At 36.9% G+C, this 24,275-nt stretch carries 16 protein-coding genes and 2 pseudogenes; 13 read left to right on the top strand and 5 right to left on the bottom strand.

Going from position 1 to position 24,275, the window contains the following annotated elements:
• Nucleotides 1–343: 343 nt before the first annotated feature.
• Nucleotides 344–1,249 carry an ROK family protein gene (locus VKJ25_RS17025; RefSeq protein WP_324237827.1) on the bottom strand — a complete coding sequence of 302 codons (906 nt, stop codon included), beginning with the start codon at nucleotides 1,247–1,249 and terminating at the stop codon, nucleotides 344–346.
• Nucleotides 1,250–1,501 carry a hypothetical protein gene (locus VKJ25_RS17020; RefSeq protein ID WP_324237826.1) on the bottom strand — a complete coding sequence of 84 codons (252 nt, stop codon included), beginning with the start codon at nucleotides 1,499–1,501 and terminating at the stop codon, nucleotides 1,250–1,252.
• An 827-nt stretch (nucleotides 1,502–2,328) separates the two neighbouring features.
• Here VKJ25_RS17020 and carB point away from each other — a divergent pair.
• A complete protein-coding gene (gene carB / locus VKJ25_RS17015) occupies nucleotides 2,329–5,559 on the top strand; it encodes a carbamoyl-phosphate synthase large subunit (RefSeq protein WP_324237825.1) in 3,231 nt (1,076 codons plus the stop codon).
• 988 nt (nucleotides 5,560–6,547) lie between these two features.
• On the opposite strand, the pseudogene VKJ25_RS17010 reads toward carB, so the two are convergent.
• A pseudogene (locus VKJ25_RS17010) lies at nucleotides 6,548–6,841 on the bottom strand (class I SAM-dependent methyltransferase).
• A gap of 454 nt (nucleotides 6,842–7,295) precedes the next feature.
• Between VKJ25_RS17010 and VKJ25_RS17005 the strand changes: the two are divergent.
• From VKJ25_RS17005 to VKJ25_RS16970, 8 genes and pseudogenes are all read left to right on the top strand, one after another.
• Complete coding sequence (locus tag VKJ25_RS17005; RefSeq protein ID WP_324237824.1) at nucleotides 7,296–8,300, top strand: energy-coupling factor transporter transmembrane component T family protein; 1,005 nt, start codon at nucleotides 7,296–7,298, stop codon at nucleotides 8,298–8,300.
• A 1,000-nt stretch (nucleotides 8,301–9,300) separates the two neighbouring features.
• Nucleotides 9,301–9,570, top strand: a complete 270-nt coding sequence (gene pipX / locus VKJ25_RS17000) for a transcriptional coactivator PipX (protein WP_324237823.1) — start codon at nucleotides 9,301–9,303, stop codon at nucleotides 9,568–9,570.
• A gap of 293 nt (nucleotides 9,571–9,863) precedes the next feature.
• A complete protein-coding gene (locus tag VKJ25_RS16995; protein ID WP_324237839.1) occupies nucleotides 9,864–10,538 on the top strand; it encodes a YggS family pyridoxal phosphate-dependent enzyme in 675 nt (224 codons plus the stop codon).
• A gap of 289 nt (nucleotides 10,539–10,827) precedes the next feature.
• Nucleotides 10,828–11,463 carry a cell division protein SepF gene (locus tag VKJ25_RS16990; RefSeq protein ID WP_324237822.1) on the top strand — a complete coding sequence of 212 codons (636 nt, stop codon included), beginning with the start codon at nucleotides 10,828–10,830 and terminating at the stop codon, nucleotides 11,461–11,463.
• A gap of 313 nt (nucleotides 11,464–11,776) precedes the next feature.
• A pseudogene (locus tag VKJ25_RS16985) lies at nucleotides 11,777–12,347 on the top strand (IS607 family transposase); the annotation flags it as partial.
• A gap of 722 nt (nucleotides 12,348–13,069) precedes the next feature.
• A complete protein-coding gene (gene proC, locus VKJ25_RS16980; RefSeq protein WP_324237821.1) occupies nucleotides 13,070–13,897 on the top strand; it encodes a pyrroline-5-carboxylate reductase in 828 nt (275 codons plus the stop codon).
• A gap of 554 nt (nucleotides 13,898–14,451) precedes the next feature.
• Nucleotides 14,452–15,129, top strand: a complete 678-nt coding sequence (locus VKJ25_RS16975; RefSeq protein WP_324237820.1) for a response regulator transcription factor — start codon at nucleotides 14,452–14,454, stop codon at nucleotides 15,127–15,129.
• Nucleotides 15,122–16,591 (top strand): sensor histidine kinase, encoded by a 1,470-nt coding sequence (locus VKJ25_RS16970; RefSeq protein ID WP_324237819.1) that lies wholly within the window; start codon nucleotides 15,122–15,124, stop codon nucleotides 16,589–16,591. The genes VKJ25_RS16975 and VKJ25_RS16970 overlap by 8 nt, the downstream gene beginning before the upstream one ends.
• Before the next feature lie 81 nt (nucleotides 16,592–16,672).
• Here VKJ25_RS16970 and VKJ25_RS16965 read toward each other — a convergent pair whose 3' ends face one another.
• On the bottom strand, nucleotides 16,673–16,909 hold the full coding sequence (locus VKJ25_RS16965; RefSeq protein ID WP_324237818.1) for a DUF4278 domain-containing protein: 237 nt from the start codon (nucleotides 16,907–16,909) through the stop codon (nucleotides 16,673–16,675).
• 956 nt (nucleotides 16,910–17,865) lie between these two features.
• On the opposite strand from VKJ25_RS16965, the gene VKJ25_RS16960 reads away from it, so the two are divergent.
• The 3 genes from VKJ25_RS16960 (at nucleotide 17,866) to VKJ25_RS16950 (ending at nucleotide 20,817) form a co-directional block, all read left to right on the top strand.
• Nucleotides 17,866–18,156: a hypothetical protein gene (locus VKJ25_RS16960; RefSeq protein ID WP_324237817.1), complete on the top strand. Its 291-nt coding sequence runs from the start codon at nucleotides 17,866–17,868 to the stop codon at nucleotides 18,154–18,156.
• A gap of 471 nt (nucleotides 18,157–18,627) precedes the next feature.
• On the top strand, nucleotides 18,628–20,085 hold the full coding sequence (locus tag VKJ25_RS16955; protein WP_324237816.1) for a hypothetical protein: 1,458 nt from the start codon (nucleotides 18,628–18,630) through the stop codon (nucleotides 20,083–20,085).
• 294 nt (nucleotides 20,086–20,379) lie between these two features.
• A complete protein-coding gene (locus tag VKJ25_RS16950; protein ID WP_324237815.1) occupies nucleotides 20,380–20,817 on the top strand; it encodes a DNA-binding protein in 438 nt (145 codons plus the stop codon).
• Nucleotides 20,818–21,177: 360 nt separating this feature from the next.
• On the opposite strand, the gene VKJ25_RS16945 is transcribed toward VKJ25_RS16950, so the two are convergent.
• Nucleotides 21,178–22,017 (bottom strand): SDR family oxidoreductase, encoded by an 840-nt coding sequence (locus VKJ25_RS16945; protein ID WP_324237814.1) that lies wholly within the window; start codon nucleotides 22,015–22,017, stop codon nucleotides 21,178–21,180.
• 601 nt (nucleotides 22,018–22,618) lie between these two features.
• On the opposite strand from VKJ25_RS16945, the gene VKJ25_RS16940 reads away from it, so the two are divergent.
• Nucleotides 22,619–23,962, top strand: a complete 1,344-nt coding sequence (locus VKJ25_RS16940; protein WP_324237813.1) for a spondin domain-containing protein — start codon at nucleotides 22,619–22,621, stop codon at nucleotides 23,960–23,962.
• Nucleotides 23,963–24,275: the final 313 nt, after the last annotated feature.

Raw genomic sequence — 24,275 nt, 5'->3', positions numbered from 1 at the left:
TGTTTTTTCTATTCTATTTTTTTTAGGGAGTAGGGAGCAAACCCACCCCTAAACCATCCCAGGAGGGGAATTTAGGTTAGGAGGAATCGGAGTTATGGAAGAGTAGGGAAGTCCTTATGCCACGTCCGTACAGAAAAATTCTCTCTTAATTTTTCTGCTCTACTGAATCCTTTTTCCCTAACTTTTTTAACCTTTTTCACCTAAAAGCTGGTACTTTTTCCAACCTAAAGTTGGTCAAACTTTTATCTATAAAATGATTGCATTTGAAAGCATTTTAGGAGTTTTTTATAAAGTATAGCTTTTAGGAAAAGGTAATTATCCATTATTCATTATTCATTATTCATTATTCATTATTCATTAAAGCTAATTTAGCAGCTCCCACAATACCAGCTTGATTACCTAATTTAGTAGTTAATAACTGTAAACCCCACTGAGAACTAAAAATAACTCGTCGTTCTATTTCTGCTTTAGTTGTAGGTAAAAAAAGTTCTGAACCAGCACTTATCCCCCCACCAATAATTATTGCTTCTGGAGTTAAAATATAAATTAAACTTGCTAGTCCTGCTCCTAAAAGTTTTCCATAATTTTGCCAATATTCTAAAGCGAACTTATCTCCAGCTAAAGCCAAATTAGCTAATTCTAAAGGTTCTTTTCCTGTATCTCGACGAACTGCTTGAACCGAAACATATTGTTCTAAAGAACCATTATTTCCACTATTACATTTAGGTCCATCAGGGTTTAAAGTTATTAACCCCAACTCTCCAGCGGTACCAGTATGACCGACAAATAATTGACCATCTAAAATAATAGCTCCGCCGACACCAGTCCCTAAAGTCAACATTATCATATTTTTAAACTGACTACCAGCTCCTAACCAAGCTTCTCCTACACCAGCACAGTTAGCATCATTAGCTAGAATTACTGGTAAACCAGTCTTTTTTTCTAAAGATTCTGCTAAATGAACATCTTGCCAATCTGTTAAATTAATTGCTATTATAGAAGTTTTACCCTTAGGATCGACAGGACCAGGGACTCCAATACCTATTCCTTGGATAAGTCCCAAATTTTCTAATTGTGGTTCTTTTCTAAGAACAGATATTGTTTCCTCTATTACATCAATAACTGCTTTGGGTGTAGCAGGTTGAGGAGTTGGCACAGTCAAAGATTTATGACATACTCCATCTTGACTAAAACACCCGAATTTAATAGATGTTCCGCCTATATCAATGCCTATAACTAAAGAGTTCATTTAAAATCTATCCACACTGGAGTTAAATATAGGTTCTACCCGAATGGCAATTATAGCAGAAGGGCGAACCACCATATATTCTCCTTGAATAGTCTTAATAGGTACATTGACAAATTCTCGAGAGTCATGTTTGGGAACTATAACACCACTGTACCAGGTTTGAAAATCTTTCAGAGTCAAGAAACGTACTTCTTCACGAGCACCACCTTCTAAAAATAGGTGTATAGCAAATTCATCAGGATTTCTGGGCATATCTTTTTAGTTATCAGTTATCAGTTATCAGCTTTTTCAGTTATCAGCTTTTTCAGTAACTTTTACTGAAGTAAAAAGCTGTAAATACTGAAATTTGTTACTTTGATCCTATTAAAAGGGGAAGTCCGAAACCTTACAGCACTTCTTGTTATTATGAGGTACATTTATCGTGGTAAAGATGCCGACACTACAATAGTTTTACGATTAAAACTTATACCTCATTGATCCGAAATACACTGTATTTTTTGCTCAAAAGTTAAAATTATTAATTCTGACTTTTATAGCAGCTCTTTAATGTATGAGGTACAGTTCTATATCTTCCCACCTCTCTTCTTTGGAAGTAGTAGACTCTTCAAATTTCCGTCTTTCTTAGGGGGATTATAAATCTACTTCAGAATTGTGGAAATTTATATATCAAGTCAGATTAATTAACCATAATATAGAAAGGTTAAGTAATTAAAAATTAATCATTTACTATTAATTTTTCTGATTAGTATTAAAGTCAGCATCCAGCTATGAGAAATCAGCTTTTAGCTATTTCCTAAAGAATGAATATATACTCTCCTTCATCAAGGTCAGTTTTTTCCAAAACTTTTAATTATCCTTAAATTTATCAATACTAATCACTGCTCAAAAAGCAATGAATTAGTGGCTGATACCTGACTGCTGAATTCTGAATGGTTATTTATGTAAAAGTATTTAAAACTTATCTTTAATAAATTTCCAAATATAAAGTTGGTCTATGTATAGTAACACAATTACTACGCTAACCATTAAAATACTCTGGATCAACTCTTAATTTTCAAACAATATCTAGATAGAAACCTATGCCACGACGCCAAGATATACGTAAAATCCTACTGGTTGGTTCTGGTCCAATTGTAATTGGTCAAGCCTGCGAATTTGATTATAGTGGAACTCAAGCTTGTAAGGCTCTTCGGGAAGAAGGATTTGAGGTAGTGCTAGTAAATTCCAATCCGGCCACAATTATGACAGACCCAGAAATTGCCGAACGCACCTACATTGAACCTCTAACTCCAGAACTTTTAGAAAAAGTTATAGCCAAAGAAAGACCAGATGCCCTATTACCAACCATGGGCGGTCAAACTGCTTTAAATTTAGCAGTTTCTCTGGCTAAAAATGGTACTTTGGCCAAATATGGTGTGGACTTAATTGGGGCAAAATTACCAGCGATTGAAATGGCCGAAGACCGTCAATTGTTTAAGGAAGCAATGGGCCGAATAGGTGTCCAGGTTTGTCCATCGGGTATTGCTAGTAATTTGGAAGAGGCTAAGGCGATCGCTCAAGAAATAGGAACATTTCCTCTAATTATTCGTCCTGCTTTTACTTTGGGAGGGACAGGCGGTGGTATTGCCTATAATCAAGAAGAATATGAAATGATGGCACAAGGGGGGATCGATGCGAGTCCGGTGTCGCAAATTTTAGTGGAAAAATCTCTGATTGGTTGGAAGGAATACGAACTGGAAGTAATGCGAGATTTGGCAGATAATGTGGTGATTATTTGCTCGATTGAAAATATAGATCCAATGGGGGTACATACGGGAGATTCCATTACTGTTGCTCCGGCGCAAACTTTGACGGATAAGGAATATCAACGATTGCGGGATGCTTCGATTAAAATTATTCGGGAAATAGGTGTGGAAACTGGGGGGTCAAATATTCAGTTTGCGGTGAACCCGGTAACTGGGGATGTGATTGTGATTGAAATGAACCCACGGGTGAGTCGCTCTTCTGCTTTGGCGTCAAAAGCAACTGGTTTCCCCATTGCCAAAATGGCGGCAAAGTTGGCGGTTGGTTACACTTTGGATGAGATTCCCAATGATATTACGAAAAAGACGCCTGCGAGTTTTGAACCTACTATTGATTATGTGGTGACGAAAGTTCCTCGGTTTGCTTTTGAGAAATTTCCTGGTTCCCAAGCAGTGCTGACTACTCAGATGAAGTCGGTTGGGGAGGCGATGGCAATAGGTAGAACTTTTCAGGAGTCGTTTCAAAAAGCTTTGCGATCTTTGGAAACGGGTAGAGCTGGTTTTGGTGGCGATCGCTGGGAAAAGTTACCTAGTTTGGAACAGGTAAGATCGGGGTTAAGGACGCCAAACCCAGAGCGGATATTTACAGTGCGTCATGCTTTGTTGATGGGAATGACTGTAGAAGAAATTTATGAGTTTACGGGAATAGATATTTGGTTTCTGGATAAAATGCAGGAGTTGGTGGAGACAGAAAAATTGATTAAACGTACTCCTTTGAATAAGTTGACAAAAGAGCAGATGTGGGATATTAAACGACTGGGTTTTAGCGATCGCCAAATTGCTTATTGTATGAAAAGCACTGAGGATATAGTCAGAAGTTATCGGTTGAGTTTGGGAGTTAAACCTGTTTATAAGACGGTGGATACTTGTGCGGCAGAGTTTGAGGCGCTAACACCTTATTATTATTCTACTTATGAGGAAGAGTCAGAGGTTTTGCCGTCGGAAAAACGAAAGGTAATGATTTTGGGAGGAGGACCTAACCGTATTGGTCAGGGAATAGAATTTGATTATTGTTGCTGTCACGCTAGTTATGCTTTGGGAGCGGATGGGTTTGAAACCATAATGGTTAATTCTAATCCCGAAACTGTATCGACTGATTATGATACGAGCGATCGCCTCTATTTTGAACCTCTGACTAAGGAGGATGTGTTGAATATTATTGAGGCAGAAAAACCGGTAGGGATTATTGTTCAGTTTGGTGGGCAAACACCTTTGAAGTTAGCGGTTCCCCTGCAAAAATATTTGGAGGAAGCAGAAACTGAAACCAAAATTTGGGGTACTTCTCCAGATTCTATTGATGCTGCCGAAGACCGGGAACGGTTTGAAAAGATTTTACGAGATTTAGATATCCGTCAAGCAGCAAACGGTCTTGCTCGTAGTTTTGAGGAAGCGTTGGCAGTTGCCCAGAAAATTGGTTATCCGGTGGTGGTCCGACCTTCCTATGTTTTGGGAGGTAGAGCAATGGAAATTGTTTATTCTGACCAAGAGTTGGAACGTTATATGAAGTTTGCGGTACAGGTGGAACCAGAACATCCTATTTTAATTGACCAATTTTTGGTAAATGCTATTGAGGTAGATGTGGATGCTATTGCTGATGCTACAGGTAAAGTTGTTATCGGTGGCATCATGGAACATATTGAAGAAGCGGGTATTCACTCTGGTGATTCTGCGTGTTCGATTCCTTTTCAAAGTTTAGCTCCTGCTGCGGTGGAAACAATCCGGGAATGGACTGTTGCTCTGGCAAAAACGTTGAATGTGATTGGGTTGATGAATATTCAGTTTGCGGTGCAAGGGGAAACGGTATATATTTTGGAAGCAAACCCTCGCGCATCCCGGACAGTACCTTTTGTCTCTAAAGCAATCGGAATACCTTTGGCAAAAATGGCGTCGCTGGTGATGTCTGGGAAAACACTGGAGGAGTTGGGTTTTGTGGAGGAACAAATACCTGAATACGTTTCTGTGAAAGAAGCAGTATTACCATTTACCAAGTTTCCTGGTACGGATACTTTGTTAGGACCGGAAATGCGTTCCACTGGAGAAGCGATGGGGATTGATGTTGACTTCGGTAAAGCTTTTGCTAAAGCGCAGTTATCCGCAGGACAAAAGCTACCTTTGCAGGGAACAGTGTTTGTGTCGATGAGCGATCGCCATAAGGAAGCAGTTGTACCTATAGTTAAAGATTTAATTGATTTGGGTTTGAAAGTGGTGGCGACGGTCGGAACTCGGAAGGTATTGCGTTCTTATGATTTAGATGTGGGTTTGACGTTGAAACTGCATGAAGGGCGACCTAATGTTTTGGATGGTATTAAAAATGGCATCATTCAGTTAATTATTATGACTCCTTCTGGGGAAGAGGGGCGTGCAGATGGGATTAAGATTCGGCGCAGTGCGTTGGATTATAAGATACCTTTGATTACCACTATTGCGGGCGCAAAAGCAACGGCAGCCGCGATTAGAGCGTTGAAGTCGGGAGCGTTGGAGGTGAAGGCGATCCAGAATTATTATTAAGAGGGAGCAGCTCGACACGGATTTGGGCACGGATACACGGATTTTCTCGATTGGGAATCTGTTGTGATGTACTGTTTTAGATGTGTCAGTCTAGTAGTGCGGGCATCTTGCCCGCGATCTCTTTACCTCATAACGGCTTTGTTGCATGAAAGTAGCGATCACAACTTTTGTACTACAAGATATCAATTCAACACCACAAAAAGTAGTGCGAAAGCCAGGATCAGGAGTCATAATTCAAGAGTCATAATTTAGGATAAACTCATAGTAATTTAACAATTAAGTAAGTATTTTTGTTGAATATTTTCCTAAAAAAGTGTCTTGGTGCGTTGTGCGTTGTGCGCTTTATATGTCGGCTCAAGCGCCGAAACGCTACGCGACATGTAAAGCGTATCTCGTAACGCACCGATACGCTATATATAGTACCTTTGCATAAGTCCTGTTAATAATTTTTATATTTTTTGATTGACAAATTGCTTAATGTGTAATATAGGAATCACATTTCTAATAAGCTCTACCTTAAAAGATTGGACTTTAATAGGATTAAAACTTGGTCATACTCTGCCAGTTATTAACAACGTCATTGATAAAGGTAAATAATTTTCAAATTACTTAACCCTGGAATTTTATGGGTATAGCTGTAACAACGATCATTCCCCAAAGAACTCCTAGACAAAATTTAGTTGTATTATGTATTTTAAAATGAGCAGATACTAAGAACCGATCTAATTGTTGATGAGCAGAATTGAAAATTTGTAAGAACCAGTCGAAAATTTTACAAAAAAATAATCTTGGTTCCAGTCAAGAATTATTACTTTGCCATTAGGTTTTACCAAATAATTAATAATTAATAGTTGATAGTCAATAATTATTCATTCAACAATTCACCCCTGGAAGCCTCCCCTTTTAAGGGAATAAATCAAAAATTTTCATGATTAGTCAATCCCCTTCTTTGAAGAAGGAGCAATTATTAATTATTAATTGTTAATTATTAATTGCTAAATACCCGTTTAATTTCTGGTAATGCTAATAGATGTTTGTCAAAAAAATGAAAAGAATTAACACATACAAATGCATCAAAATAATCGCTGCTCAATGGTAGTTAACGAACTGAAGCTTGTTGAAATTTGACATTAGAAAAAGCACTATATTTTGGTCTAGCAAAGTCTAACATTTTTTCCGATATATCAATTACTAAAATTTTCTGTATGGGATTTTTTTCTAGCAATAATCTTTCAAATGATCCGGTTCCCCAAGCAACATCTAAAATTATTGCTTGGGGCATAATTTTCTCTCAATTGTAGAGAAAAGTCAGAGTATTAATGATATAATTACGCCAGCGTACATCATAAATATTAGCAATTTTATCCTATGGCTTTTGGATTTTAACTTCCTTGTATATCATTCTTATTTCAAGTTGTATAATACCAATTCTCAAAAACTTTGCTATACTTGAATTTTCTATTTCTAAATACTATAGCAATCCTATTTGATTTGTGTATAGAAATCCTGGTACTTTTAGGGAACAAGAAACAGGTAAGAATTTCACTTTTTTTATCTACCTCACAAGTTTGAAAAACCCTATGAATTTTAATATAAAATATTCCTGCCTCCTTCTTACTTCCTCCTGCCTCCTTCTTACTGTTAATGTAGTTCCGACTATAGGAAGCTAACTGATAACTGATAACTGATAACTGATAACTGATAACTGAAATTACTTCTTCCTTGTATTATTTAATATGGATTTATTACGCTCACTTCCCCTGGGATTATATTTAGAAAAACCCATAACGTGGTTACATAAACTCGACCCTAGAGTTAAACTAATTTGGTTAATGAGTTTTCTGGTTAGTCCAGTATTAGCAAGTTCAATTTGGCGATTAATATTAGTAGCTATTCTAATTATATTGACATTTACTGCCTCAATACCTTTACGAGTTTGGAAAAAACAAATGGGTTGGCTACTAATGTTCTGTACTTTAATCTTTTTAATGAGTACAGCGATCGCTCCTGATGGATTAGCAATTAATTATCAACCTCGTTTACCAAAAGATGAATTAGCTTTTGCTCAAGAAACTGCTAATTTACCACCAAAACCAGAATCAAAAACTTGGAAAAACTTCTTTGGTTTGCTAGGAAAAGAAACTCCTGAAGAAGCTATTTCTCAAACACCAAAATTAACTGAACTACCTCAACCAACTTCCTATAGTTACATCATTTTTCAACAAAATCCTATTACTATAACCCGTCATTCTTTAGATTTAGGAGTTCGGATTGCCACCCTATTATTTACAGTAATTTATAGTACTAACCTATATCTTTTAACCACAGCTTCAGAAGAAATTACAGCAGGTATCGAAGACTTAATGAAACCTCTAAATAAATTAAAATTACCCGTGACCGAAATAAGTTTAACTCTAACTCTATCCTTAAGATTTATACCTCTAGTTTTAGAAGAAATTCAAAATTTAATTCGTTCCGTTAGAACTAGAGCAATTAACTGGAAAAAACTAGGATTTAAACAAACTTCTCAAGTATGGTTAATAGTAGTAGAAAGATTATTAGAAAATTTACTTTTACGAGCATATCAAATAGCTAGTGCCATGAAAGTCAGAGGTTTTACAACTGCTGACCAACATAGAGTAGAATGGCATGATTTAAAATTAAAAGTATTTGACTGGATAGTATTAATTAGTTTAGGCTTATTCTGGTGGATTAGGTTAGTCTGGGGAGGACAAAGTTAAAATAAATAATAATAAACATTCAGCTATTAGCATTCAGATATCAGCTTTTCCTGGATTATCCTGCGCGAAAAAATACATGAAAGTAATAACTTACAAATTTAGCTGATCATATTTTTCGTGTCGGACTTTTAATTTTCTTTGAAGACTAATTCCTCTTTTAGCTGATGGCTAATAGCTGACCGCTGCTGGCGCAGCATTACGCAGTAAATGCTTACAAATAATATATGCTTCAATTTCAATAATTAATAATTAATTGTTAATTGTTAATTATTAATAATTAGAGTTGGCTAATTAAATATCAAAGCATTGACAGGTAACCATTTAGCCGTTAGCTATCAACTATAAGTTATTGTTTCTGATGTGCTATAAAAGCTTTATTAATGGTACTTAGACTTTTTCAGTAAACCCTACTGTAGGGGTTTGGTTTCCAAATCCCATTTTCATTTGGGTTGGAAGACCAAACCCCTACAACTTTTTTTCAGGCATAATTTCTTATCTATAATAATAATCCTAAATTGGTTGCAAAATATCAAAAAGTAAATAAAAAAACTCAAACTCCCACCTGTTCCCTGTTCCCCATTCCCTGTTCCCTAAAAGCTTTTGAATTTTGTACACAAATCAAATATGATTGCTATATTCTTAATCTAAGATAAGTAATTATCTGATATTATTGCATAGTGAAGTATAATTCTAGTTAAAAGAGCTGTGGAATACTTAATTTAAGTTTCCAATTAATGTTATTGATATTTTTCAGATCAAAATTGCCGATTGAGACTGAATAAATTAATGTCAAACAATCACAATTTTGAGAAAATATAATCTTTATATATAAATTTTCTTTTTTCTGGATATATTCATCCACTACTTAAAGTATTTCACAAAATATAAGATTTTCTGGTTGAACAGAAAGTCTAAAATCTAAAATACTAGGGTCTGTCAATTGACAAAGGCCACTAAACAATATGTAAATTTTATGATTATCTGCTGATTTGAAGCCTAAATGACCAACGAAACTTACATGAACCATCCTAATTTTGGCTTGTTATATAGGGTGTGCTTAGTTGAAGACAAGCAAGAATTATTTACTACCCTCTATGCTCAACGCTTATTCTTTTTAGTAACTTATGAAACAACTGGTATAAAATTTGAACCAGTGGGTCGCTCTGAAGCACGATTAATGGTAGAAGTTCGTCTTCGCCATCTACGTCGTAATGGTCAAGTGACTGATTACCAAAAACTACAGATAGTTCACAAAAATACTTTTCAATAATAACTGCTTGGCTGAGTTAGGGAGTAGGGAGTAGGGAGTAGTTAAGAGTTAGGATTTAGAGAAGTTGTAGAAATAAGTGGTCATTCATAATTTCCCCTTAATTTTTCTGTCATAATTACTCCGTTTAGGCTCAATTTTGCCGCTCCATCAGACAAAAAGAAGGTACTTTTACGGTTCCCTAGAAATCAGAACCTAAAATTCTTCTATTGAATAGTGCTTTGATATTTAATCAGCCAGCCTTACTTAAAGTTTACTGAAAAAGTTTTATGAGTGAGAATAGGAGTCAAGAGACAATAGCTGAGTCCATTGCTGAACGTATTACTAACATTCGCTCTAACTTACCTAAGTCAGTACGGTTAATCGCCGTAACTAAACAAGTATCAGTTGATACTATTCGTGCTGCTTATCAAGCAGGAATAAGAGATTTTGGAGAAAATAGAGTTCAAGAAGCAGAAACAAAGCAAGCTCAACTACAAAATTTACCAGATATTACCTGGCATTTAATTGGCCATTTGCAAAGTAACAAAGCCATAAAAGCTTTGAAGCAATTTCAATGGATTCATTCTGTAGATAGTTTAAAACTGGCCAAACGTCTTAACACTATAGCAGAAGAATTATCTTGTAGTCCTAATATCTGCCTACAAGTTAAAATTTTGCCCGATGATAACAAAAGTGGGTGGACTATACCAGATTTAATGAGTGACTTAACAGAGTTAAATCAATTTCAAAACTTGAATATTCAAGGTTTAATGGCGATTCCACCCCAAGGATTAGAAGATTTACAGACTCTATCTGTATTTGAGACAACCCAGAAATTAGCCCAGGAAATTAACCAAAAAAAATTGTCTAATATAAAAATGCAAGAACTGTCAATGGGAATGTCAGGAGATTATAATTTAGCCATATCTGCTGGTGCTACTATGATAAGACTGGGTAGAACTTTATTTGGTGAGAGGAGGATTAAATAGCCTGATATTATATCAAATACAACTTAAAAAGTAAAAATATAGTACACTACCAGGTAGGTTGAGAGGCTGAAAACATGGGTGGATTTATCTTTACATGTGGTGGGTGATCTAAATTAATATATTATATGCCCAATTTTCATTTCTGAAGAGATATTAAAATTAAGCTCTCTAGATTTTTAGGGTCTCAAACATTTGGTAGATACACTCTCACTTTAATTTAGTCCAAGTGTGTATTTGTTAACAAATACTAATACAGTTGTTAACGAAATAGTATCGGAGAATCTTAACTGTGAATACCCTTTTTTCCAAACTACGAGATTTTGTGGGACTCAACGAACAAGTTGAGTACGAATATGATTACGATGAAATGGAAGGAGAACAGCATCAAAGCGTTTATCCTCCCCAACAGCAACCTCCTGCTGCTGTACCTGCTGAGGAGGAAAGTCGCAGTAACCGTCGATTAAGAAATCGGGCTGCTGTTGCAACATCATCTAATACTAGCACAGGTACGACTGGAGTTGTTAAACAAGAATCTGGAATTGGATCACCTATGAATAATGTAATTGGAATGCCAGGCGCTTTAAATGGAATGTCAGAAGTTGTAGTCCTCGAACCACGAACTTTTGAAGAAATGCCTCAAGCAATTCGGGCCTTAAGAGAGCGTAAATCTGTGGTTTTAAATTTAACAGTTATGGACCCAGACCAAGCTCAACGAGCAGTGGACTTTGTGGCAGGTGGTACTTATGCTCTTGATGGTCATCAAGAACGGATTGGAGAAAGTATTTTTCTGTTTACACCAAGCTGTGTCCAAGTTAGAACTCAAGCAGGTATAGTTAACGAAACACCACAGAGTCAACCACGTCCTCGTGTAGCCAACTCTGGGTCTCAAGTTTGGCAACCTGAACAAATCCAAATGATGCAGTAGAAAAAGGATTTTGGGTATAAGTTTAAAATTAACACAACTTATACGTCTCAACTAGAAACTGGGTTTATTGTCCTGATTATTATTTTCAGGACTTATGCAAAGCAACCAAGAAACCAGGTTTATTCCGTTGGTTATTGTTGTTAAAACCAAAAAATTTATTTCATAAACTCGGTTTCTGTCTAAGTCCTGATTTTTTTAATCACGGAATTTTCTCGATCAACCCGGTTTCTAAACAAAAGTTATAATAACAGGGTAAATAACAGCTTGACATAATCTATTATAATCTTATGATTATGTTGTAAAACTGATAATGATGACTAATAGATTCATTAAGATAGGTGCAGCAGCAAAACTATTAGGAGTGTCCATTGATACGCTCCGAAAATGGGAATTGTCTGGAGAACTGATACCAGATCGAAAAAGTCAAGCTGGTACTAAATTCTATGATTCCTCTAAACTTATCAATTTAGGAAATGGAGACAGTCCTACTATTTGTTATGCTAGAGTCAGTAGTCACGACCAAAAAGTAGATTTAGAAAGCCAACAGGCAATGCTAGAAACTTAGTTGTGCTGCCAAAGGTGGAGATTTGAGATAATTAAAGACTTAGGCTCTGGCATGAACTATCGCAAAAAGGGGTTGCAAAAACTATTAGAAAAAATCTTAAGAAAGCAAACTAAGCGATTAGTATTAACCCATAAGGATAGATTGTTAAGTTTTGGTGCTGAACTTAGTCTTTTCTTTTTGCGAACTCCAGGGGATTGAGATAGTTATTATTAACAAAGGTGAACAACCAAGTTTTGAAGAAGAACTCGCTCAAGATGTACTAGAAATAATCACAGTTTTTTCAGCTAGGCTTTACGGTTCTAGATCAAAAAAACACAAAAACTATTACTGGGATGACAAGAGGAAGTCGCTCAAGTTGTTAGAAAGATTGATAATCATGGTACTAGGATTGAAAACAGAACTCTACCCAAATAACTCACAAAAAACCTGACTAGCTAAACACGCGCTTTGTAGCACGTCATGGTTGGAATTGGGATGATAGTTTCACTTTGGATGGCTTAGGCAAAGCAACCAAGAAACTGGGTTTATTGCGTTGGTTATTGTTGTTCAAACCACGAAATTTATTTCATAAACTCGGTTTCTGTCTAAGTCCTGGATCAAACAAAAATATAACTTTTTAATGAGAATATATTTTTGAATAATGTTTAGTACATTCTATTACTAATTCCTCAGTTGATCAGGACTTACGCAAAGGCACTATATATAGTATTGGTGCGTTGTGCGTTGTGCGCTTTTCATGTCGCGCAGCGAAACACACCCTACTGGAGAGACACAGCTAATGAGTGTGGATTAGGGAGTAGGGGAGTAGAAGAGTAGGGGAGCAAAATTTTTGTTGGGTTACTCCTGCACAGAAGCAAGCTACGTTCTATACTAGGGAACGAAGTGCGCGTTTTCCTATAGGGAATGCTCCGCTTTCCATGTCGCGGAGGGCGAAACAACCCAACCTACATCTATTACACCATTTAAGGTGTGTAAATCTACTACCACCAATAGCGTTGATGCGTAAGTCCTATTTATTTATAATATTTTTTACGTTCAAAAATGGCAACTACTAAATTAGGTTTAATCGGTGGTGGGGTAATGGGAGAGGCTTTGTTATCTCGTCTATTGCAACAAAAGCTTTATCAACCATCAGAAATTTTAGTCAGCGATCCACAGCAACAAAGGAGAGATTTTTTAACACAAGAATACGGTGTAGAAGTAACTACAGATAATCACTTAGTAGTTACGAGTGCAACGGAGGCTTTTTTGTTAGCAGTTAAACCTCAAATATTTGATAGTGTTATATCAGAATTAGGAGACTGGCAAGTTGGTAGTCATACAACAACTTTACCTTTACTAATTTCAATTATGGCAGGTGTATCTTTACACAAGTTGGAAGCAGCTTTTCCCGGACAACCTGTGGTTAGGGTGATGCCTAATGCTCCGGCAACAGTGGGTGTAGGTATGAGCGCTATCTCTGCGGGACATAATGTGAAACCAGAACACCAGGAGTTAGCAACTCGCATTTTTGAATCTGTAGGTCAGGTGGTGGAAGTACCAGAAAATTTAATGGATGCGGTTACAGCGTTATCTGGTTCTGGACCTGGTTATGTATGTATTTTTATAGAATCCTTGACAGATGGGGGAGTTTGTGCTGGTTTGCCTAGAGCGATCGCTTACAAATTGGCATTGCAAACTATTTTGGGAACAGCGGTTTTATTACAGGAGTCGGGAATACATCCTGCACAGTTAAAAGACCGGGTGACAAGTCCTGGAGGAACGACTATTAGTGGTATTGCGGAGTTAGAAAGTTGTGGTTTTCGTTCTGCTATCATTGAAGCTGTCTTGGCAGCAATGGCAAGGTCTCAGGACTTGGGAAATCAATAGACATCTAAATAGGTATGGAGGTAATAGGGAACAGGAAAGAAGAATTGATAATTTCTCTACGATAGCGGAAGACAACCCACCCCTAACCCCTCCCTGGAGGGGAGATTCAGAAATAGAATAGGGAAAAAGGTAGAAAAATAGCTGCATATCAACCATTTCCCCAACTCTTCTTAAGTAAATCTCAAATGGGTTCTATACAGCAGTTTTCAGGTCAATAAACCACATAAAAAAATGATAACCTAGTAGGGACGTTTCGTATTTTTCTTATGCAACGTCCCTACTGTGCTTGAAAACTGCTGTAAAATTAGAAGATGTACCTTTGATATAAAATCCGGTTGAATACTCGTTATATAGTTGTGGGAGATGGGGAGATGGGGAGATGGGGAAATAGGGAAATGGGGAGATGGGGAGATTGAAGTGTAGATAAAATTATGAACATATACACTTGTAACCGGATTCTATATGACAAAAAAATAATTTCCGTATTTTTTCTCTTATTCCCGCCTTTCAAAAAAGGGGGGGTTGGGGGAATTATATATGATTCCCAGTTTATTATGAAAATTCTTTTAGTTGAAGATGATCGACAAATTGCCGATGCACTTTCAGAAGCATTGCGCGATCGCAATTATGTTGTAGAAATTGCTGAAGATGGAGAATTAGGTTTAAACCTGGCCCAAACTTTTACTTACGATTTAATTGTCCTGGACATAATTTTACCTAAACTGAATGGTATCAATGTTTGTCAGCAGTTACGAAATTCTGGAGACCGGACATTAATATTAATGCTGACAGGTAAAGATACCAGCGATGACCGAGTTTTAGGATTAGATGTGGGAGCTGATGATTACGTTGTTAAACCTTTTGACACAAAAGAGTTATTAGCTAGAATCCGCGCTTTATTGAGACGTCAAGAAACCACATTACCTCCTATTTTAGAATGGGAACGACTTTATTTTGACCCTAGTAGTTGTGAAGTTAAGTATAACGAACAACCATTACAACTGACCCCGAAAGAACATGCCTTACTAGAATTATTACTCCGTAGTAATAGTCGTATTCTCAGTCGTCGTGCTATTCTGGATAATCTCTGGGAATTTGAAGATCCTCCAGAAGAAGAAACGGTTAAAGTTCATATCCGTGGGTTGCGCTCTAAGTTAAAAAAGGCAGGCGCTCCTGCAAACTTTATTGAAAATATTTACGGAGTCGGTTATCGACTTAATCCTAATGTCTAATTTTAAACAACAGTTAAAATCTTTACGCTTAGTACTTTTGCGCTTTTATGTAGGAATAATGATAGCCACCTTGGGCATATCATTTTTAGTTGTGGAACGTTGGTTAGCTTACAACCTCAACCAACAATTTAATGACTATTTACTCCAGTTAGCAGAAGCAGCATCTCAAACCTTAGAAATTGTCAAACACGAATCTGAGGAACAAGAAATTGGAGATTATGATGACAAAGAAGCAGAACAACATTACAAAAGTAATTATCCAGAAACTTATCCCAAACTTGCCGACCTACTAGCAGGATACGATCGCCACGGAACTCTGGCGGTTCCCAAACACCGTCCGCTTTACTATGCTCAGGGTGTAGAATGGTTTGATGAAGAGCAAAAATTGATAATTCAAGAAGGGGATGTGGATGTTGACTGGCCGATATCTGAAAATTTAGACCATGCTAGTCATATTCTAGAAAAAAACAAGATTCGTAGTTTAGCTCTGCCAGTGTATTACACAGCTCCAAGAGGTGAGACAAAGGTGCTATCTGGCTATATTCGCGCTAGTCATGTTACTGAGGTTTTGGATGTTGAGTTGGAAAGACTGCGATGGGGATTAATATTTGGTGGAGTGGTGGCAGTTAGCTTAACTACATGGGGGGCAATTTGGTTGACTGATAAATCTCTACAATCCGTTGCTCAGAGTTTTGAGAGGTTGAAACAGTTTACTGCTGATGCGTCTCACGAATTAAGAAGTCCACTTACAGTGATTAAGAGTTCAATTTCTGTTCTGCAAAGTCATCCCGAACGAATCGCTCCAGTGGACAAAAATAAGGTAGAGGCCATCGCTGATGCTAGTTATCGGATGACCAGTTTGGTAGAAGATTTATTGTTGTTAGCTCGTTTAGATGGTTCCGTAGCTTTGATGAGTGTGGATAAAATTCCTCTACCGTTAGATGAAATATTGGAGGATACTATTGAGTTTATTAGTATTGAAGCAGAAGAAAAAGAAATTGAGCTGAATGCTAATCTTGATTCGGATATCTGGGTTTTGGGGAATGGGCAACAGTTACAAAGGGTATTTTCTAATTTAATTGAGAATGCTGTGCAATACACGCCAACGGGAGGAAAAGTAACGGTTTCTTTGTTTGCGGATAATGAAACAGCAATTGTGGCGGTGAAAGATACGGGAATTGGAATTTCTCCAGAGGAATTACCCCATATATTTGAACGTTTGTGGCGGAGCGAGCGGGCCAAAAGTGAACGACGAAAAGGGACAGGGTTAGGTATGGCGATCGCTCAAACTTTAGTTCAGATTCACGGAGGTAAGATTGATGTCAGCAGTAAGGTGGGTGTGGGGACTTGCTTTTCCATAAAACTGCCAATTATTAAGAAAGGCGATCGGGAGTTTCAGGAGTGTCGGAAGACAGAGAATGCAGGAGCGAATGGTCATTTTTCCCTACATAGGGCTTGCTGAAAAAAGCAGAGTGTAGCAAGGGTGAACCCAGAAACCCGGTTTTTACAAGAAACCGGGTTTCTTTCCCTAGAGTTATAAAACTTAGGAAATTACACTACCAACTTTCCCGGAAGCAGGGAAAACATAATCGGTATTAGGTTTAACGTTGTATTTCACCCCACGATAGGTCAAATTATAGTGTGTTTGCATAACTGGTACTTTTTCAACTTTGCTGAACTGAAATTCTACACCACGATACTTACCTGTTGTGACACTAGAAAGCCCTTCAACGTTAGTGGGATTATATTCATAACTCGTCCCACGATAAATAAGTTTCATTAAATTTGCCTCCGAAAATTGCACTTTGTGATTAATAAAAACAAAAAGTAAATGCTGAGGCCCTGAATCAGTTTTTATACTTAGATTTTAAAACTATTTTCAACTGAATTTATGATTGCTAAAAGCTAGGTAATAAAAGACTTTTAGCAAAGTAACGATCGTATTGGTAGCAGCAGAAATGGATAGCTTTTTCAAAATAATTTAGTCTTCCTATTTGTTACAAAGAAATAAGAAGAGAGTAACTTTATCTTCAAGTTACTAAAATTACTATTCCAAGCTATTATTTCGTTGTTTTTTTTTATATCAAATCCGACCCTCAAAACCTTTTTATAAGAATTGAAAAATTCTTAATTCTTTTCTATTAAGAGCCTAGGATACGAAAATATAAAAGTATGTGAGAACCGGATTTATTTATTAACTATATTAACTACTCCAGAAAGTTTTGGCAATACTTTTTGCCGATGTTTACGTATAAATACTTAGTCAAGCTTTACTTTGTATGTGCTACATTTTGTGGCATTTAATGTATGCTAAAACCTCTGTAAGTATTTCAATTTCAGAATTTAAGTATCTTAATTCACCGAATAAAATAGTAGAAATAATTCCGAAATAACACTTAAGCCATTTATCGCATATCGAAAATCTCAAATCTTAAGAAGTAATAAATATGCAATATCTTTCCTAGTTTTTTACTTTTGCTCGCTAATCTAGAAACCATAACCAAATTCGACTACTTTATAAACCACTATTTTAAGTTAACAAAAGCTAAATATATATAGATTGTAGTTGAATTAATATATGGTGTATATAAACCGGATTTGGTCTCAACAGGACTGACGCAAAGAAATTTGGTTTCTAGGGGAAGTTCAAACCTATGAAGTCGCTAACTTCTGAAGCATTAGTCAAATAGAAAACTGATTAATTTTAAATTTTATTTACTAGGAAACTTAAGAAAGATGAACGACAAAAAATATCGTAAATGGCATCGAATATTAGCACCGATGGTTTTTCTACCATTATTTCTAACTGTAATCACAGGAATAGGTTATCGACTTGGTAAAAGTTGGTTTGGTATGTCTAAAGAGCAAGCAGAAATTTTCATGGTAATTCACCAAGCTTCATACTTAGGAGACGATCTTAAACCTATTTATGTACTTTTAAATGGTATCGGATTAATTTTCATGATGGTTACGGGTATTACTATGAGTGGTGTATTCAGAAAAAGAAGAGGTACTGATATTGACTAGGGTTTACTGAAAAAAGCAGAGTTTAGGAAAAGTAAGAAAGGTGGGAAGTGTAGGAACAAATGGCTATTTGCCCAAATAAAAATCTCAAACCTTAAGAAATAATAAATATGCAATATCTTTTCTAGTTTTTTACTTTTGTTCACTAATCTAGAAACTGTAACCAAATTCGACTTATAGACCACAATCTTAAGTAGATCAAACCCAGATATATATAGATTTTAGTTGACTTAATGTGTGGTGTATATTAACCGGATTTAGTGTCCAATTCTTTTTTTTTTGATATTAGGAACACTTTCTCTAGCATACTTCCAAATTAGTTCTAGTGGTAAATATAACGGTAGTGCGTTTAATTCTTTGACTATCAAAGAAGAGCAACAACCTGAAATTAGAGGGGATAGCTAATAACTCAAACAGAACTTGACTGCAAAAAGAACACTTAAATCTAAAATTATCTAAATCAGGAGATGAAAAATGATTGACGACTTAAATTCTTTTCCAACTCAACCAGACTTTTCTAGCAATGGAATTTTTGGTGGTTTCATGGATAATGGAGGTAACTTTACCCAAAATTTTAATGGTAGTGGTAGTATTGCAGATATCCCACCTTTCAACACTAATCAATCAGGGGTAAACATTAACGACGTCGAAATTGTTCCCGAACCAGAAGATGCAACTATTTCAGCTAGTCAAGTTTTTGGTTCCGATAGTCTTACCGGAATCCCTATTTCAGGTACAGTAGTAGGTTTAGTTGATAATGATGAGTTTCTTCTACAGGATGCTAATGGTACTCAAATATTAGTGGATACAGATTTACCAGATACTCAATTTTTAGGTTTAGTACCAGGGGAACAAGTCAATGTATTAGGAACTATTGATGATGATGATTTTGAGGCTTACTCTGTTACTCGTTTAGATGGTTCCTCTGTCTATAGCGCTCCCCAAGGAACTACTATTTCAGGTACAGTAACACAGATAGTAGACAATGATGAGTTTCTTTTAGTAGATGCTAATGGTTTGCCAGTCTTGGTGGATACAGAATTACCAGATACTCAATTTTTAGGTTTAGTACCAGGGGAACAAGTTAATGTATTTGGAACTGCTGATGATGATGATTTTGAGGCTTACTCTGTTACTCGTTTAGACGGTTCCCCTGTTTTTACCAACACAGGAATTAGCTCTATAACTAATCCTCAAGTAACTCCTACTGCTGTTACAGTTAATGAATTTGAAGCTTTCTCTATTAGTCGTCCAGATGGCTTTTTAGTCTTTAATAGTGCGTTTGTACCTCCTACAGGACTCAATCCTATTTTTGGTACAGTGGTAAATGTAGTAGACAATGATGAGTTTTTCCTACAGGATGCCAACGGTACTCAATTTTTAGTGGAGGCAGAAGATTTACCAGATAATCAATTTTTAACTTTAGCTCCAGGAGAACCACTCAATGTATTGGGTCTCTTTGATAATAATTCCTATGAGAATGAAAATGAATTTGAAGCTTTCTCTATTAGTCGTTCAGATGGCTCTTTAGTCTTTAATAGTGTATTTGTACCTCCTACAGGACTCAATTCTATTTCTGGTACGGTGGTAGGTGTAGTTGACAATGATGAGTTTATCTTGGATGTTAATGGTAATCAAATCTTAGTGGAGGCAGAAGATTTACCAGATAATCAATTTTTAACTTTAAATCAAGGAGAAGCAGTAAATGTATTAGGTCTCTTTGATAACGACGGCTATTTTGATGATGATAGGGACGGCTATTCTGGTAACTATGACGACGGCTATTTTGATGATGATAGGGACGACTATTCTGGTAACTATGACGACGGCTATTTTGATGATGATAACGACGACTATTTTGAGAATGATAACGACGGCTATTTTGATGATGATAACGACGACTATTTTGAGAATGATAACGACAACGACTAATATCTGAACTTACGACCAGGTTTGTCAACTTGCTTCTTTTCAGGAGAAACTTGACAAAATTGACAACTTATAAAGAAGCCATTCAATAGGTACAGGACTTACGCAAAGAAACCCGGTTTCTACAGTAAATCATTGTTTTTGACAATAAATATCCACGCTCGTACCGGGTTTCTGGGTTCGCGTGGCTTTAGTCCTGAGGTATTTTGGGAGAGTCAACGTATTTAATTAGAGGCTTTTCTCCTCCCCATCTCAACAGGGATTGAATTTGAAAACATTTATAGGAGATTAATCACCATGAATTTCATTAACGTTAGTAAAGTAGCCAAAAGTTTAACAGGAGCGATCGCTACTTGTGTAGTTTTCTTTCCAATTTTCACCCCTACTTCTTTTGCTCAAACTGCAATCGGAGAATTAAAACGTAGTCGCAATTTAACTACTATTTTCGGGGAAGTGATCGGAATTTCGGGCGATGAATTTATGCTTGATGATGGCACAGGACAAATTTTAGTTGATACTGACGATAGGAAACTGACAAATTTATTTGTGGGAGAACAAGTAATAGTTGCTGGAAGGTACGACGATGATGATTTTGATGCTGTTTCTATTACTCGCCAAGATGGAACAGTAATTGAACTTGATGAGTTATCTTCATACGACGATGATGACGATGACGATGATGACGATGATGACGATGACGATGATGATCGTGATGACCACAAGGGCAACACCTAAGATATGATCGGGACTTACGCATAATCGAGGATTTTTGGGCATTTGAGATTGCTATCCTAACGGACTGCTTCGCAAACACTCCTCGCGATCAATGACAGAAATACGTTGCGCGTGGCTTTAGTCCTGATTATAGAACTCACTCTCCGTAGGGGTTGGGAGACCAAACCCAGTAAAATAGGAGTTTTCCCTTTTTTCTGGTAGTAAAAGCTTATTCTCGAATTGATATTTGATATTACGCAAAGAAACCCGGTTTTTTGTATAAACCGGGTTTCTCAGTTCACCCTTCCCACACTCTGCTTTTTTCAGCAAACTCTAGATATTCCTACTATACAAGACTACCATAATGGCAATGCACAACCATTATATTGTAGAACCAATGTTAATCTTAATTTCTGGATGAATTAACTTAAAACCTTCATTTCTCAATTTTTGATTTGATACTCTAGCATTAAAAGGCCGTGTTGAAGAGGTAGAGGGATCCCAATAAATTTTTTCTAAACCCTGATATTTATGTAAACCATCAAGTAATTCTCGACTAATCATTGGTACATTACTTACCAAATTGTAGATACCCTGCAAACGCTTTTCCCTAGCAAACTCTAATGCTCCGACAATATCATCCAAATGAATCCAGTTAGTAACATCATCACCACTACCAGGACGAGTTTGACCCTCCCACCTACTAAAAATTTTCACTAACTCTCTACCTGGACCATAAATTCCACCTAAACGCAGAATACACACTGGTTGTTGGGGAGTAGATGCAGATAATAAAACCTCCTCAGTTTCATGGAGAATTTTTCCACTTTCAGTCGAGGGAGTAACAGGGGAGTTTTCATCCACCCACTCACCATTTTTGTCACCATAAACCGAGTAACTAGCTGTATAAATTATTTGTTTTACAGTAGGAGTTTGTTTTAATGCAGCAACCAGAGTTTGGGCAGTTTCTAGGTAAGTTTGTTTATATCCAGTTCGGTAGCGATCGCCCACACTCAACAATACTACTTCTTGATTTTGCAGTACATCCTGCATCGCTTGAGAGTCATTGCCTTTCATTACTACTACTTGTGGTGTTATATTTTGTAGTTCTGAAACCCGTTCTGGAGTAGTAGTAGTTACAGTAAGTTGATGACCTTTCTGACTCCAAAGTTGAGCAACTGCACTACCAACATAACCACAGCCAATAATTGCTATTTTCATTCTCTATTATCCAAATTTTATCTACATTTTCAGGACTAAAGCCACGGGAACCCAGAAACCCGGTACGAGGGTAGATTCTTACTGCTGAAAACAACGATTTATCGTAGAAACCGGGTTCCTCCCTTCTAAGTCCTAATTTTGATACTATACCTGATTGATAGAACTTATATCAAATTTGTATAATTAGGCTGGCTATTATGAAGCTATTTTTCTACCTCAGGACTTAGGCATGAACGCTATGGGTAGGGTGTGTTTCGCTACGCGACATGAAAAGCGCACAACGCACAACAGACCAATACTCTATATATAGTGCCTTTGGGTAAGTTCTGTACCTTTTATGTCCTGTCAAGTCCTCCTCCTGGGAGGGGTTAGGGGTGGGTTTTCTCCTTTACCAAAAACCTACAGCTTAAAAAAATATGTATTTTTTTTAAGCTGTTAAAAAAGATAAATTATTTGGGTAAACTTAATCCATCAACACTTACGCTGTTACCATAAATATAGTGCTTAAAACTATTGCGCAATAGTTTTTGAAATCTATATTATAGTACCTTTGCGTAAGTTCTGTTCATAATAACTAACTAATTTACTTAGGATAAACTTTATGGCTAAAGTTAGAGTTATAGTTGAGAATGTAGTTTCTCAAGGTGATGCAGATACTTCTCTGTTCTTTTCTCCAGTATGGGTAGGATTCCATAATGGTGGTTTTGATCTATTTGATATTAATGAAGTTGCTAGTGAAGGTTTAGAAAGGATCGCTGAAGATGGTTCTCCTGATGGTATAGCTACTGAGTTTGTTAATAGTGAAGCTGGTTCTACTGCTGGAGTAATTTCATCTCCTAATGGACCTTTTACCCAAGGAAACACGGGTATTCAAGCATTTGAGGTAGACGAAACTCAGGACACATTCTTTAGCTATGCTTCCATGATCTTGCCTAGTAATGATGCCTTTATTGGGAATGAAAGCGCTCTTGCTTATGAAGTTTTCGATAACACAGGAAATTTGTTAGAAGTTGATTTTATAGTTAGTGGCAACCGCGTCTGGGATGCAGGAACAGAGATAAATGATGAAATTCCTGAAAATACAGTAGCACTAGGTCAGGAAGACCCCAATACGGGTGTAGATGAAGCTGGTACAGTTCGATTCCACCCTGGTTTTATTGGTAGTGTCCGAGAAGAAGGTTCTGACTTAGGAGGTATTTTAACAGCACGTCCTGATGCAGATTTCACAACACAAAATGATGGAGAAAATTTTGAAATAGCTCGCATTACTGTTTTAGAAGATATTCGTGGCAGTGCTGAGAATGATAAGATTAGTGGAACCGATCTACCTGATAGTATTATAGGTCTGCCAGGTGATGATACTCTAAATGGTCTCGGTGGCAGAGATTGGTTAGTGGGTGGTGCTGGTAATGACTTGCTCAGAGGTGGTACAGGTGACGATATTTTAGAGGGACGCACTGGGTTCGATCGCTTACTTGGTGGTAGTGGTAATGATATATTGAAAGGTGGTCAAGGTCGCGATCGCCTCAATGGTGGTTCTGGTAATGATACTCTTACAGGTGGTGCTAGTATTGACTTCTTCATTTTTAACACTAATGAGGCATTTAATACAGATGATGTGGGAGTAGATACAATTACAGACTTTAATACAGATAAAGACTTTATTCTTTTGGATATCTCTACTTTTGCTGCTATTACCAGCGATCCCAGCAGCAGAACAGCACCAGGATTTAGCGTTGACAGTGAATTTGACATAGTTGCCACAGATGCTGCTGCTGCTACTTCAGATGCTTTGATTGTTCAAAGTGTACAAAGTGGTAATTTGTACTACAATCCCAATGGTGCTACAGCAGGTTTTGGTAATGGTGGTCAGTTTGCTAATTTACTTCCTGTTGATGATGCACTACCTATATTAATTGGAGATAACTTTATTCTGCGAGCTTAGTGGTGCTTGAGTAAAACAGGACTTACACAGAACCACTATATCTGCTAGGGGGAAATGGCATTTCCCCTCTACAGATAGCTTATTATTTCAGAATTTGGGTAAGTGCTAATATTTCTACGTCTTTTTTACCAACAGGACTTACGCATTGGGAAGGAGTTTTAGGCATTTGAGATTATTTTCCTGACGGAATGTTGTGCTTTCGATGTCGCGGAGCGAAACCCTGTCGCTGGCGCTGCGAGCCTCGCAATGAAAGAAATACGTTATGTTGCATAAGTCCTGACCAAAAAAAGAGGTATAAAGCCTCCCCTGGTTC

Origin of the sequence: Okeania sp., assembly GCF_035285525.1 — a bacterium.
Classification (GTDB): domain Bacteria; phylum Cyanobacteriota; class Cyanobacteriia; order Cyanobacteriales; family Microcoleaceae; genus Trichodesmium.
This window is presented reverse-complemented; position numbering and strand designations above follow the sequence as displayed.

Coding starts and splice junctions, on each gene's coding strand:
- VKJ25_RS16945 (WP_324237814.1), bottom strand. CDS start 22,017: ATGAAAATAGCAATTATTGGCTGTGGTTATGTTGGTAGTGCAGTTGCT.
- VKJ25_RS17020 (WP_324237826.1), bottom strand. CDS start 1,501: ATGCCCAGAAATCCTGATGAATTTGCTATACACCTATTTTTAGAAGGT.
- VKJ25_RS17025 (WP_324237827.1), bottom strand. CDS start 1,249: ATGAACTCTTTAGTTATAGGCATTGATATAGGCGGAACATCTATTAAA.
- carB (WP_324237825.1), top strand. CDS start 2,329: ATGCCACGACGCCAAGATATACGTAAAATCCTACTGGTTGGTTCTGGT.
- VKJ25_RS17005 (WP_324237824.1), top strand. CDS start 7,296: ATGGATTTATTACGCTCACTTCCCCTGGGATTATATTTAGAAAAACCC.
- proC (WP_324237821.1), top strand. CDS start 13,070: ATGGCAACTACTAAATTAGGTTTAATCGGTGGTGGGGTAATGGGAGAG.
- VKJ25_RS16940 (WP_324237813.1), top strand. CDS start 22,619: ATGGCTAAAGTTAGAGTTATAGTTGAGAATGTAGTTTCTCAAGGTGAT.
- VKJ25_RS16970 (WP_324237819.1), top strand. CDS start 15,122: ATGTCTAATTTTAAACAACAGTTAAAATCTTTACGCTTAGTACTTTTG.
- VKJ25_RS16960 (WP_324237817.1), top strand. CDS start 17,866: ATGAACGACAAAAAATATCGTAAATGGCATCGAATATTAGCACCGATG.
- VKJ25_RS16950 (WP_324237815.1), top strand. CDS start 20,380: ATGAATTTCATTAACGTTAGTAAAGTAGCCAAAAGTTTAACAGGAGCG.
- VKJ25_RS16975 (WP_324237820.1), top strand. CDS start 14,452: ATGAAAATTCTTTTAGTTGAAGATGATCGACAAATTGCCGATGCACTT.
- pipX (WP_324237823.1), top strand. CDS start 9,301: ATGACCAACGAAACTTACATGAACCATCCTAATTTTGGCTTGTTATAT.
- VKJ25_RS16965 (WP_324237818.1), bottom strand. CDS start 16,909: ATGAAACTTATTTATCGTGGGACGAGTTATGAATATAATCCCACTAAC.
- VKJ25_RS16955 (WP_324237816.1), top strand. CDS start 18,628: ATGATTGACGACTTAAATTCTTTTCCAACTCAACCAGACTTTTCTAGC.